Raw genomic sequence first — 12,762 nt, forward strand, 5'->3', positions numbered from 1 at the left:
CCCGGGATCTGCCGCATAGCATGCGAAATACGGCCATAAAAAAACAAAAAACCGGTTTTACGCCGCATCCGGAACTAAAACGCCGCTTGGACGGGCTCTACAAGACCTACGGCAGCGAGTATCTCGCCTCCGACCCGCTCTATTTTCCGCGGCTCTTTAAGGCCGACAAAGACCGCGAAATAGCAGGACTTATCGCAGCCTCGCTCGCATACGGACGGGTTGCGCAAATCAAGAAAAGCATCTCGAGCGTGCTTGACATAATGGACAACGAGCCTTATGCTTTTACCATGGCTTTTGACCCGAAACGAGGTCAAAAGCTCTTCTCCGGCTTTAAGCACCGCTTCAACGATTCGCGCGACATCTCGTGCCTCATATATTATGCCAAACAGATGATAAAAAACTCTGGCTCCATAGGCGGCTTTTTCAAGGAGGGAGTTCTATCGAAAAACGAGGACATGAAGGCGTCTCTATCCTCCTTTGTAAAATATACGCTTACACTCGACTCCGAGCCCATATACGGCAGAAAAAAACTTCCTGAAAAGGCCGGTGTGCGTTTCTTTTTTCCGTCCCCGGAGGACGGCAGCCCGTGCAAGAGGCTAAACCTCTATCTTAGGTGGATGATACGAAAGGACGACGGCCTGGACTTCGGTATATGGAAGTTCATCGAGCCCTCGAAGCTCATTATGCCGCTCGATACCCACGTTGCGCGCATCTCGCGGCTCCTCGGGCTAAGCAAAGCCCCGGCAGCCTCCTGGCGCATGGCAGAGGAGGTAACTGCCGCGCTAAGAACGCTCGACCCCAGGGACCCTGTGAAATACGACTTCTCGATTTGCAGGCTCGGGATACTTAGCGAGTGCCCGAGCAAAAGAGACGTTAAAAAATGCGGCCTCTGCGGCATCAAAGACGTCTGCATCGTAAAGTAGGCGCCAACTTACGCATTGACAGCTGCGCTTATTGTAAGGTAACATCCTGATAAGACAATAAAACCATGCGCATACAAGAAGCATACGACCTTATAAAGGGCGACTTTGCCATTGCCGAAGAGGGCCTTGCAAAGAACCTCACCAGCGGCATGCACCTGGCCGACAAGGTGGCGACCTACGTCTTGAAGAACGGCGGCAAGCGCATAAGGCCGCTAATACTGCTTCTCTCGAGCCGCATGGCAGGCTACGACGGAAGTAAGCACACGGACATGGCCGTGGTCGTCGAGTACATACACACCGCCACCCTTCTCCACGACGACGTGGTCGATAGCGCCGAGAAACGGCGCGGCAAGCCGTCTGCGAACGTCGTTTGGGACAACTCAACGAGCGTGCTTGTCGGCGACTACCTTCTCTCTCGCGCATTTTCAGTTGCAGTAACGGCCGAGAGCCTCGAGATACTCAAAGTCCTTGCCGAGACAACGGCCCTGATGGCCGAGGGCGAGGTGCTGCAGCTCGTAAAGATGGCCGACCCCGGCATAACCGAGGACGACTACTTAAGAATAATCACATCGAAGACTGCTGCGTTATTCTCGGCCTCGTGCCGAATACCTGCCATACTTGCGGCAGCGGACAGGGAAAGGAAAAACGCCCTTGCCTCCTACGGCATGAACCTCGGGGTAGCGTACCAGCTCGTTGACGACTCCCTTGATTACGTCTCTACAGACGAGAACATGGGCAAACCCACGGGCAACGACCTTAAAGAGGGCAAGCTCACGCTCCCTCTAATAAAGGCCTACAGGGACGCATCGGAGAGGGAAAAAGCAGTCATAAGAAACGTGCTCGAGACAAACGGGGTTCCTGTTAAGCGCGACGTGGAAACGGTCTTCGAGATAATAAAGGAATACCGCGGCACAGAGAGAACGCTCGAACTTGCAGAGGCCAGGATAAAAGCGGCAAAGGCCGCATTGGACATCTTTGCCCCGACCCCGGAGAAGGCAGCGCTCGAGGCTGTTGCCGACTTCGTACTTCAAAGAAACCACTAAGACGCGGGCAATGGAATGCCGGCGAAAACTTCCTCCAAAGACACATCCGAAAAAGCGCAAAAAATACTTGCCGCGCTGAAAAAAGAAATCGCTGGCGCAAAAATCGCCCTTGCCTTCAAGACCCCTCTCGAACTGCTTATCGCGACAATCCTCTCGGCCCAGTGCACGGACGAGCGCGTAAACAAAACAACTCCGGAGCTCTTTAAAAAATATAAAACCGCCAAGGACTACGCGGCAGCGGACATAAAGGAACTGGAAAAGCTGATTTCGTCAATCAACTTCTTCAGGAACAAGGCAAAGTCCATAAAGGCCTGCGCGCTAAAACTTGTCAGCGATTTTGGCGGCAGCGTGCCAAAATCAGTCGAGGAACTGACAACACTCCCGGGGGTAGGAAGAAAGACCGCGAACGTGGTGCTCGGCTCTGCCTACGGCATACCGGCGCTTGCAGTGGACACGCATGTAAAGAAGGTAACGCAGCGGCTCGGGCTTACAGCAAACGACGACCCGGACAAGATAGAGGAAGACCTCTGCGCCCTGATACCGGAAAAGCTATGGACAGACGCAACCACCCTCTTCATACTGCACGGCAGAAAAACATGCAAGGCAAAGAACCCTCTTTGCGAAGAATGCGCCGTAACCGCGCTTTGCGATTATTATAAAAAGGCCTGAGCAACCAGACAAAAGAGACGCGGCCTAAAAACCGTATTCCTTTTCAACGCGGCAGACGCGCACTTTGAAAGATTTGTACCACTTCGGCGCCATCTCCTGCACGGCCTTATGCTCGGCATTGGCCTTCCACGCGGCTATGGATTCCAATGACTCCCAGTACGATACCGATATGCCGACATCCTGCCTTGCCGTCTCGAAGCCCAGAAAGCCGGGCTGAGTTTTCGCAAGCTCAAGCATTAGCGAAGCTGCACTGGCGTAACCGTTGTCGCCGTCTTTTCTTACGGAGGTGAAGATAACGGCGTAGTAAGGAACGCGCTTAGGAGGACTCACTGAAACCTTCCTTAATTCTTGGCAAACGCCAAAGAACTAGTAACGCCCATACATTGAATAATAAGCATAACCCTATCCATGCATACTGACTACGTCTTCTTTTCTTTGCCATAAAAAAACCGATTACCGCCGAAGGCACCGCAAAAAGCAACAGCCCCACCATATTCACAACCTTAAACTTCCACTCATCCATTAACCTGATTTTTTCGATAAGTTCCGCAACATATCGTGCCCCACCGAAATAAAACCCCCATAAACCCATCCCCAAAAACAGCGCTACAAAAAGACCTGCAATCCAAATTCCTCTATTTTTGGGCATGAATTTTACGTTATTCATCACACACCACTATCGTTTACCATCTCGAACCGTCAAGTTTTGTGCCAAGCAAGCCACCTAACATTATTCAAAGCGGCAAGTTGGCCGTCAGGCGAGGCGCGCAAAATTTTTGACCGCAGGCGTATTTTGTAATACGTCGAGGATCAAAAATTTTTGCGCAACGAAGCATCACGGCCAAATCGCCGCTTTGCTACAAGAGAAACTTTCCGGCATCTATAATGACAATCTCGCGGCCGTCCTTTGTAACGACCAGCGTCGGAGAAAAATAGACAAAATCCTGATGAAACGGCACCCGTACCGTGCCGCCGAAGGTGGAGTTGTCGCCAAATGCTATATGTATGGTGCCAAGTATCTTCTCGCTCTCGAGCACGTTTGCCGGGTTCACGGCCTTTTCATTCGTGCCAACACCCAGCTCCGCTATATTGCCGAATAACGGGTTCTTTGCAAACGCAGAGCGAAGCTCCTCTACATACGGCTCGTCACCCTCGACCTTAACGGCCCTGCCTTCTTTCACAGTCACCTTTATCGGAGACGCGAGCTTCCTTGTCGGCGCCCATTCGATAACGAGCGTACCCTCTGCCGTGCCCTCTACCGGCGCTGCAAAGGCCTCACCGGCAGGAAGGTTACTGAAAGACCCTGGAGCGGTGATAATCCCGGTATCAGGCTTTACAGGGCGGCCTTTTATGGAAAACGTAATGTCAGTTCCGTTTTTGCTCTTTACGTTTACCTTATCCGCGCCTATCATAGTATCCGCAAGCTTTACTGTACGTTCGTTTATCTTTGCCCAGTCCGCTGTCATCACGCCCGAGAGCATGGACTCTTCAAATAGCGGCATGCTCGCGTACCTGATGCCTGCGAAGCGGTTACATAGGTCGCGAAACTTCGTATGGCTTGTGGAATAATTGGGGAGCGCGACGATGCAATTCACTGCCTCTGCCTTATGCTCTGCTATCACGTCCTCGGCCTGTTTAATTGCCTCGGGGGTTGCGGTCTTTTTTAGAAGCGGCCCGAGTATACCGGCCATCTCGAGCTTCTTTGCGGCGTTTACGCCAAATGCCGCCTTCCAGATGCGGGCCGGGGGCTCTGTGCCGTGGCTCCCTGTTGAAGGGAACTCAATATACTCGACTGCCGCGAACTTTTTCCCTGCCTCTGCTATAAGAGCGGCAACGCGGCGCGAGCCCTCGCGCCTCTCCCGTTCATCGGTGCCGATATTTTCTTCGTCCCGGACAATATCCGAGAACACGAGCACGCGCTCGGTTTTCTTGACGCCGAGGTTCACGGTAAATATGTTGTCTATTGCTATAGCCGCGTTCTTATCCATACCAAAAACTATATCCGCGCCGCTTGTTTTTGTCAACACAATCGCGCCGTAAAGAAAAATCGATAAAAAACCTTTTGACATCCGTGCTGCATCTGGTAAGATTTTTTCTCTACAAAAAGAAAGGCAGCAGCATCGGCAAACATGGAACTCCTGAAAACCCCCTTATACGAAGAACACAAAAGGCTAAAGGCCCGCATGGTGCCCTTTGCCGGGTTCGAGATGCCGGTACAGTACACGGGCGTAATAGAGGAGCACACGGCAGTAAGGGAAAAGGCCGGGCTCTTCGACGTAAGCCACATGGGCGAGATAGAGATATCCGGGGAAAGGGCACTCGAGGCGGTGGAGCTACTTACCACCAACAACGCCACCTCCATAAAAAATAACCAGTGCCAGTACAGCATCCTCTGCAACCCCGAGGGCGGCGCTGTGGACGACATAATAATATACCGCTTTAACGAGCATAAGTTCATGTTCTGCGTAAACGGCTCGAACGCGGCAAAGGCCCTTCTATGGATACAGAAGATGGCAGCGAAGTTCACGACCGTTAAGGACCTAAGCTCCTCGTACGGACAGATAGCAATACAGGGCCCGCTTTCGGAAAAGATACTTTCAAAGGCGCTTGGCATGGACCTCTCGGGCCTTAAATACTTCCGCTTCATGACAACTGCGGCAAAGCCCTTTACCTCTGAGGCCATAATATCGAGAACCGGCTACACCGGCGAGGACGGCTTCGAGATATATCTCTCAACTGCCGACACTCCTATGCTCTGGAGGCTTCTCCTTGAAACAGGCTCACCCATGGGGCTTATGCCATGCGGCCTTGGGGCAAGGGATACACTAAGGCTCGAGGCAGCGCTCCCTCTCTACGGCAACGAACTCGACGAAGTGACCACTCCCGTGGAGGCCGGGCTTACGCGCTTTATAGATATCAATAAGCACGGCTTTGTCGGCAGGGACAAGCTCTCAAAGCAAATAGCAGAAGGCCCGGGTAAAAAACTCGTTGCCATCGAGATGATAGAGGACGGCATCCCGAGGACAGGCTACAGGGTGCTTACAAAGGACGGTTCTCCTTGCGGTAAAATTACAAGCGGGACATTTTCGCCGACACTTAAGAAGGCCATAGCCCTTGCGTACGTAAGCGCCGACGAAGCGGCAATAGGCACAAAGCTTGCCATAGAAATCCGCGGCAAGGCAAAAGCGGCTACAGTATGCAAACTGCCCTTCTACAAAAGGGCAAAGGCCGTGTAAAGGGATTTTTTCGGACGAGTGATTTTTTATTTGATTTCCGTTTTGGTTTGGACTAAGCTAAAAAGCACACGAAGAAGCGAGTAAACTGCAGCAAAAAGCAAGGAGGAGTTGCACAATGGATTTTCCGAAAGATTTGAAGTACACCAAGGAACACGAATGGGTCCGCGAGGAGGGCGATGTCGTGGTAATCGGCATAACCGATTACGCGCAGGACTCGCTCGGTGACGTCGTATTCGTCGAGCTTCCGGAAGAGGGCGCAAGCCTCACGGCCAGCGAGCCGTTTGGAGTGGTAGAATCGGTCAAGGCGGTTTCCGACCTCTACAGCCCGATAAACGGCACGGTCCTCGAGGTAAACGACGCGATAGTCGACAGCCCCGAGACCATAAACGACGACCCGTACGGCGAGGCATGGATGCTCAAGGTTGAGCCGGCCGACAAGAGCGAACTAAAGGATCTTCTCTCGGCAGACGAGTACAAGGCCTACGTCGAAGAAGAAAAATAACTTGGCAAGCAAGACAGTAACCCCCTACATCCCGCACACCGAGGGCGACATCCGCCGCATGTGCGAGGCCGCAAATGTCGGCTCGATAGACGAGCTCGTAAAGAGCGTTCTTCCCGAGAAGCTTCGCTTAAAAAGCGGCCTTAAGCTCCCCAAGGGACTAAGCGAGCAGGAACTAAAGGCGCATGTCGAAGGCGTTTCGTCGAAGAACAAGGGCGCAAACGCAATCAAATCATTTCTTGGCGCAGGCGCGTACAACCACTATTCTCCGGCAGCGGTAAACCACATATTACTCAGGTCCGAGTTTTTTACCTCGTACACGCCCTACCAGCCCGAGGCAAGCCAGGGCACGCTGCAGGCGATATTCGAGTACCAAACACTTATCTGTCAATTGACGGGGATGGACATCTCAAACGCCTCCTTATATGATGGCGCCAGCGCTACTGCCGAGGCAGCCCTCATGGCACGCCGCGTCACAGGCAGAAACAAGGTCGTTATAGCAGGCTCGGTGCATCCGGAGTACCGCGAGACCACACGCACATACCTCTACGGCAGCGATGAAACGCCTCTCGAAGCCCCCTTTGACACAAAAACAGGATTACTTGACATAAAGGCTGCAGAGGCGGCACTTGACGACGCCGCATGCCTCATCATACAGAGCCCGAACTTTTTCGGGACAATAGAAAATGTAAAAGAGCTTGCCGAACTCGCGCACTCGAAAGGCGCGCTGCTCGTAGTGGTCATATCAGAGGCCCTTTCCATGGCGTTTCTAACGCCAGCAGGAGAGCTTGGCGCTGACATAGTGGTCGGCGACGGCCAGTCGTTTGGCAACGCCCTTTCCTACGGCGGGCCTTACCTCGGGTTCATGGGCCTAAGCGGCAAGTTTACGCGCCAGATGCCAGGGCGCGTTGTCGGCGAAACGGTAGACAAGACCGGCAAGCGAAGCTTCTGCCTGACTTTCGCAACAAGAGAGCAGCACATCAGAAGGGAAAAGGCCACGTCCAACATCTGCACAAACCAGGGGCTTGCGGCCCTTGCGTGCTCGGTGTACCTGGCGCTTCTCGGGAAAACAGGGCTCATGGAGCTTGCCTCGCTAAACATCGACAAGGCCGAGTTCCTGAAGAAAAAACTTAGCGCCATCAAAGGCGTTGAAATAGCATTTTCCTCCGACACCTTTAACGAATTCGTCATAAGAACAAAAAAGAACCCGGAAGTAATACTTGCCGCGCTAAAAAAGAAAAACATCGTCGGCGGCCTGGCGCTAAAGAGGTTTTACCCTGAAATGAAGAGCCACATCCTCGTTACCGCTACGGAGATGAACACCGCAGCAGATATCGAGGAATTCGCGCGCGAACTGAAAAGGGTTTCGTAAGCATATGGGCAAACTGCTTTTTGAAAAAACATCCAAAGACCGCAGGGGCGTCGAGCCTGTAGCACCGGACGTGCCGCGCTCAAAAGCGTCGTCGCGCCTTAAGGGGCTCATGCGCGAAGACATCGCCGGGTTCCCGGAGCTTGGCGAGGTGGATGTTGTACGCCACTATACGCTTCTCTCGAGAAGGAACTTCGGCGTTGACTCGAACTTCTACCCGCTTGGCAGCTGCACCATGAAGCACAACCCGAAGATAAACGAGGACCTCTGCCGCCTTCCGGGCTTTGCCGCGCTGCATCCGTATTCTCCGGAAGATTTGTCGCAGGGCGCGCTCGAACTGATGAGCAGGCTCGAAGGTTACCTTTGTGAGGTAACGGGCATGGACGCCGTAACGCTGCAGCCTGCCGCAGGCGCGCACGGCGAGTTCGCCGGAATGCTGCTTATAAAGAAGTACTTCGAGGATAAAAAGGAAAAAAGGACAAAGGTCCTTATCCCGGACACTGCGCACGGCACAAACCCGGCAAGCGCAAACCTTGCGGGGTTCAAGGTCGTAAAGATATCGTCGGAGGGAAGCCCTGTCATAACCACAGAGAGCATCAAAAAGGCCATGGACAAAGAGACCGCGGCCCTGATGCTTACGAACCCCAACACGCTTGGGCTTTTTGAAGAACATATAATGGAGATCGCCGAGGTCGTGCACTCCATGGGAGGGTTTGTTTACTGCGACGGCGCTAATCTTAACGCCCTCATGGGGCTTGCGAAGCTCGGGGCAATGGGCGTGGACCTCGTGCAGCTCAATTTGCATAAGACCTTCTCGACCCCGCACGGAGGAGGAGGCCCGGGCTCAGGCCCCCTTGCCGTAAAGAAAAAGCTCGAGCCGTACCTGCCGGTGCCGAGGATAATTGAAACAAAGGGCAAATACTCGCTGAAATTCGATTCGAAGAAAACAATTGGCCGCATGAAGGCCTTCTACGGCAACTTCGCCATGATGGTGCGCGCGTATTCATACATAAGGCGCATGGGCCCGGAAGGGCTAAAACGCGCAAGCGAAACGGCCATACTCTCGGCCAATTACATAAAGGAAAAGCTCAAGGGAGACTTCCACCTCCCCTTCGACAGGCCATGCATGCACGAATGCGTGTTCACGCATAAGAGACAGGCTGAAAAGGGTGTGGTGACGCTCGACGTCGCAAAGGCCCTCATAGATAAGGGCATACACCCGCCGACAGTCTACTTCCCGCTCGTAGTCGATGGCGCGATAATGATAGAGCCAACAGAGACCGAGAATATAGAGACCATAGACTGCTTCATACGTGCCATGCAGGATATCGCAAAAAGAGCGGAAACAGACCCTGAGTCCCTTAAAAACGCCCCGAAGACAACCGGCACGGAGAGAGTCGACGAGACAAAGGCCGCAAGAGAGCCTGTGCTTCGCTGGAGTAAGAAGGCCTAACGCCCGGGCACTGGCGCTACGAGCCTGTACTCGAAGTTCCCGTTTATCTGTATATCCTCGACATCGAAATCCTTTGGAAAGGGATTAAAAGGCGCCGCGAGCTTTATCGCCGTAACCGCAGCGTCATCGAGCCCCGGATAATTGGACGACCTTACGACCTTAACATCCTTTACCGCGCCGTCCTTGCCTATCACGAATACTACGGAAAGAGCCCCCTGCTCCCCTCTCTGTATCGATGCCCCGGGATACTCCCAGTAAAGCTCTATCCTGCGTTTTAGGTTCAGCATATAACGCTGGTACTTGCTTTCCCCGGTATTTAGACTAAGCGTCTTACCGGTCTCTCCCTTATGCTCCGAGGCCTCGTACTTTCTCGATAGCTCGGCAAGGCGCGTATCGGTCGGGAACAGCACGGGCGCGTTCTTTTTCTTTTCCCTGGAAGCGGTCTCTTTGGATGGCATGTCGCCGGGCTTTACGGGCTTTGCCTCAGCAGAGCCTTCGGCAGGCCTTGCCTCTGAAAGAGCGCGGGATGGGGGAGGTGTTGGCGAGGCCTTGGACTTGTGCGGCACGGTCTCCTTTGTAACGGTATTGTCCCTGTCGGCAACATACTTAACCTTATCGGGCCTGATGTTTTTACCTGCGGCCTGCGGCGGTATATCCACGACCTCTACGACTACAGGAGGTTCAGGCGGCCTGGGCGCTGCAGGAAAAAGCCAGGCCGCAGGCAACAGCCCTTTTGGGGTAAAAAAGGCAAGGTAGGCGATGAGCGCGTGCGCCACAAGGGAGGCGGCAAAGTACGCGCCGAATCTATCGAACGTTTTGGTTGACATCCGGCGCCCTTCCGTCTATATTGACACTATACGCACGCCTGTTTTTAAAAAGCACGGCTGCTCAAAAAATACGGAGCCAATATAATGCCCAATATCGGCATTTGGGAACTGATCCTCATAGTAGTAATAATACTTCTTCTCTTCGGGGCAAACAAGCTTCCTGCCATAGGCACGGCACTTGGCAAGGCCATCAAGGACTTTAAAAAGGCCGCCTCCGGCGAAGAAGAGCGCGGCAACGCAAAGCCCGCCGACAAATCCGAAGAAAAGAAAAATTAGGCGCCGCCCTTATCGGGGGAATTTAGCAGCGCCTTCAAAAGATCTACGGCCGACATCCTTACCTGCGGGTGCAGCGTCTTATCCCCGGATATCATCCTCAAATCCTGTTCCATCATGAAATCAAGAAGCGAAATCGAAATGCGCGGCGGCGTGTACGGGTTCTGCACAAGGGACTTCTGCACGTTATAGCGCTTGGACCATTTCCTGTGCACGGCCAGGAGCTTTAGTATCCTGGGCGAGTTCGGACGCTTCGATGAAATTTTTAGCACCTCTTTTTCCGTTATCCTCGGGTTGTCGAGAAGATACCCTATGACCATCGGGTCCGGGTCGGATAAAAGCCTGTCAAGATTGTCCTTTATGTTGGTCTTGGCAAGCGATCTTCTCTCTCCAAGCGAGATGAACTCCATCTTGGCCTCTTCCTCTTCGGCATACCCTCCAAACCCCTTTTTATGCGCGGGCAAATCGGTGAACAGGCGCCCCGCCCTATAGAAGCCGAGTTCGAGAGAGGCCATATAGGCGCGGCGAAACTTCTCTATTCCGAGCATGTCTGCAAGGGCCGCCGGATCCACGAGCACGTTCTTTACGGCGCGCACCGCGGCGTTATCCCTGTCTTTTCGATACAAAGACTCAAGCACGTGCGCAACGCCCTCAGGCTCGAGCTCCTTCAAGCGCACGCACAGCATCTCTCTGCGCATCTTGTCCTCGGGCAAGGACTCGACGTCGCGAAGTATCAGGGCAAGTATTTCCTCGGGGCTTTCCATAAGACAAAAAGAACGTACGTTACGCAATGCCGTGGCGGGAGGGGCAAAAGCGCAGGTGCCGCGTCAATACACTATTTCGACGGTTGCGCTTGCGGCATCCTCGCCTATGCCGGCAAACACTACCGTAAAATGCATGGTCCCTTTGGCCGGAACCTTGCTCGTAAGCCTCCTACCGGAGAGCTCCTTGTTTATCTCGGCCAGAGGCAGCGTCCTTAGCGTCTCTTCCGTTATAAGGCCGGTTGGGCTCGCGGACTGCTTTTTAATGACATTCTTATCGATGCCTTTAATAACGACCCTTATGGCGCCGACCTCGACATCTTCCTCTACCATGCTCTGCACCTCGCCGTCGAGCACAAGCAACCTGCCGACATCCGGGTTGACATTATCCACGTACGAATATTTAAGGCTCTTGAAAGCTATCGGCGGCCCTTCGTCCTTGACGCCGCCGGTGAGGGCTGTTATGCGCTTCACTACGGGGTCGAGGAAACCCTGCGTATATAAGAACGCTGCGCCGCCTATCACGGCAAGGATAAGAACTATGGGAATAATCTTCTTCAATTTATCTCCTCCTATCGGAAATGAAAACTTCTTTGCTGGTTTGGGGGAGACCGTTTCTTCGGCAGCCGCGCCTGCCGCTTCTTCGCCAAAAAGATCTTTCTCTCCCGTAGCGGTTTCCGTATCGAGGTGCGTATCGGCCTTCTCATCGGCCCCGAAGCCGCCGGCAAAAAGCGTTTTCTCGGACTCGCCTGGCGCAGCCGTTGCCTTTGCCGCGCCGGATTCGCCAACGGTAAACATAACCGTAGATTCGGAAGAAGGCCCGGCGCTATCGGCAGCCTCGAACCCAAACGATGGGCCCTTCGATGCAGCGGAAGGCGTCTCGCCAAACGACGGGGGTTCTCCAAAAGACGGGGTTTCGCCAAAAGACGGCGTATCGCCAAACGAAGGAGTTTCTCCAAAAGATGGGGTTTCGCCAAAAGACGGCGTCTCGCCAAACGAAGAGCCCTGGCCCGAATCCGTAGCGCCGCCTGCGCCCATGTCAAACGACGGGGCCTCTGCCTGGCCGGAGCCAAAACTCACCTCGCCAAACGAAGAGCCCTGGCCCGAATCCGCAGCGCCGCCTGCGCCCATATCAAAGGACGGGGCCTCTGCCTGGCCGGAGCCAAAACTTAGGTCCCCATAAGATGACCCCTGATCAGACTCAGTGGCAGCGCCGCCTGCGCCCATATCAAACGACGGGGCCTCTGCCTGCCCGGAGCCAAAACTTATGTCCCCATAAGATGACCCCTGATCAGACTCAGTGGCAGCGCCGCCTGCACCCATATCAAACGATGGGGCCTCTGCCTGCCCAGAGCCGAAACTTATGTCTCCGTAAGACGAACCTGCTCCCGCTTCTTCGCCGCCTGCACCTGCGCCCGCATCAAAAGAAGGCGCAGAAGGCTGCTCCTGCTGAGATTGCTCCTGCGGCGGCTGCTCCTGTTCTTCCTCAAACTCTATGCCACCGAATGCCGGGGCCTCGGGTGTAGCATCTTTTCTGACAATAAAGTAGTTCTGACATTTAGAGCATTTTACCTTAACGCCCTTATCGCCGACCTTGTCGTCGCTTATTCTAAACTTGGCTTGACATTTATCGCACTGTATAATCAAAAACGCACCCCTTAAAGGCCTTGGCCACTCGCTCTAACTTATCAATTTATTTTAACATATTT

Annotated in this window: 14 protein-coding genes; 8 read left to right on the top strand and 6 right to left on the bottom strand. The window is 53.7% G+C overall.

Annotation, left to right across the window (positions count from 1 at the left end):
- Window positions 1-20: 20 nt before the first annotated feature.
- The 3 genes from OEV59_03415 (at window position 21) to nth (ending at window position 2,635) form a co-directional block, all read left to right on the top strand.
- Window positions 21-923, top strand: a complete 903-nt coding sequence (locus OEV59_03415) for a TIGR02757 family protein (GenBank protein ID MDH4226790.1) — start codon at window positions 21-23, stop codon at window positions 921-923.
- A 65-nt stretch (window positions 924-988) separates the two neighbouring features.
- Window positions 989-1,966 (top strand): polyprenyl synthetase family protein, encoded by a 978-nt coding sequence (locus tag OEV59_03420; GenBank protein MDH4226791.1) that lies wholly within the window; start codon window positions 989-991, stop codon window positions 1,964-1,966.
- A 15-nt stretch (window positions 1,967-1,981) separates the two neighbouring features.
- Window positions 1,982-2,635, top strand: a complete 654-nt coding sequence (nth, locus tag OEV59_03425) for an endonuclease III (protein MDH4226792.1) — start codon at window positions 1,982-1,984, stop codon at window positions 2,633-2,635.
- A gap of 24 nt (window positions 2,636-2,659) precedes the next feature.
- Here nth and OEV59_03430 read toward each other — a convergent pair whose 3' ends face one another.
- The 3 genes from OEV59_03430 to OEV59_03440 all read right to left on the bottom strand — a co-directional run bounded on the left by OEV59_03430 (window position 2,660) and on the right by OEV59_03440 (window position 4,623).
- The gene (locus OEV59_03430; GenBank protein MDH4226793.1) at window positions 2,660-2,965 is read right to left on the bottom strand and encodes an antibiotic biosynthesis monooxygenase; all 306 of its coding nucleotides are present in this window, start codon (window positions 2,963-2,965) and stop codon (window positions 2,660-2,662) included.
- Complete coding sequence (locus tag OEV59_03435; protein ID MDH4226794.1) at window positions 2,952-3,302, bottom strand: hypothetical protein; 351 nt, start codon at window positions 3,300-3,302, stop codon at window positions 2,952-2,954. Before OEV59_03435 ends, OEV59_03430 begins: the two co-directional genes overlap by 14 nt.
- Before the next feature lie 190 nt (window positions 3,303-3,492).
- Complete coding sequence (locus OEV59_03440; GenBank protein MDH4226795.1) at window positions 3,493-4,623, bottom strand: aminopeptidase; 1,131 nt, start codon at window positions 4,621-4,623, stop codon at window positions 3,493-3,495.
- A gap of 141 nt (window positions 4,624-4,764) precedes the next feature.
- Between OEV59_03440 and gcvT the strand changes: the two genes are divergently transcribed.
- The 4 genes from gcvT (at window position 4,765) to gcvPB (ending at window position 9,192) form a co-directional block, all read left to right on the top strand.
- Window positions 4,765-5,871 carry a glycine cleavage system aminomethyltransferase GcvT gene (gene gcvT / locus OEV59_03445; GenBank protein MDH4226796.1) on the top strand — a complete coding sequence of 369 codons (1,107 nt, stop codon included), beginning with the start codon at window positions 4,765-4,767 and terminating at the stop codon, window positions 5,869-5,871.
- Window positions 5,872-5,986: 115 nt separating this feature from the next.
- A complete protein-coding gene (gene gcvH / locus OEV59_03450) occupies window positions 5,987-6,373 on the top strand; it encodes a glycine cleavage system protein GcvH (GenBank protein ID MDH4226797.1) in 387 nt (128 codons plus the stop codon).
- A 1-nt stretch (window position 6,374) separates the two neighbouring features.
- Complete coding sequence (gene gcvPA / locus OEV59_03455; protein ID MDH4226798.1) at window positions 6,375-7,742, top strand: aminomethyl-transferring glycine dehydrogenase subunit GcvPA; 1,368 nt, start codon at window positions 6,375-6,377, stop codon at window positions 7,740-7,742.
- 4 nt (window positions 7,743-7,746) lie between these two features.
- Window positions 7,747-9,192 carry an aminomethyl-transferring glycine dehydrogenase subunit GcvPB gene (gene gcvPB, locus OEV59_03460; protein MDH4226799.1) on the top strand — a complete coding sequence of 482 codons (1,446 nt, stop codon included), beginning with the start codon at window positions 7,747-7,749 and terminating at the stop codon, window positions 9,190-9,192.
- On the opposite strand, the gene OEV59_03465 is transcribed toward gcvPB, so the two are convergent.
- Window positions 9,189-10,019, bottom strand: coding sequence for an energy transducer TonB (locus OEV59_03465; protein MDH4226800.1), 831 nt, complete (start codon window positions 10,017-10,019; stop codon window positions 9,189-9,191). The genes gcvPB and OEV59_03465 overlap by 4 nt on opposite strands.
- Before the next feature lie 84 nt (window positions 10,020-10,103).
- Between OEV59_03465 and tatA the strand changes: the two genes are divergently transcribed.
- Complete coding sequence (gene tatA, locus OEV59_03470; protein ID MDH4226801.1) at window positions 10,104-10,295, top strand: twin-arginine translocase TatA/TatE family subunit; 192 nt, start codon at window positions 10,104-10,106, stop codon at window positions 10,293-10,295.
- On the opposite strand, the gene OEV59_03475 is transcribed toward tatA, so the two are convergent.
- Complete coding sequence (locus OEV59_03475; protein ID MDH4226802.1) at window positions 10,292-11,056, bottom strand: hypothetical protein; 765 nt, start codon at window positions 11,054-11,056, stop codon at window positions 10,292-10,294. The two genes, tatA and OEV59_03475, sit on opposite strands and share 4 nt — an antisense overlap.
- A gap of 63 nt (window positions 11,057-11,119) precedes the next feature.
- The gene (locus OEV59_03480) at window positions 11,120-12,700 is read right to left on the bottom strand and encodes a zinc-ribbon domain-containing protein (protein MDH4226803.1); all 1,581 of its coding nucleotides are present in this window, start codon (window positions 12,698-12,700) and stop codon (window positions 11,120-11,122) included.
- Window positions 12,701-12,762: the final 62 nt, after the last annotated feature.

This window comes from Deltaproteobacteria bacterium (assembly GCA_029858205.1).
Taxonomy (GTDB): domain Bacteria; phylum Desulfobacterota; class GWC2-55-46; order GWC2-55-46; family DRQE01; genus JAOUFM01.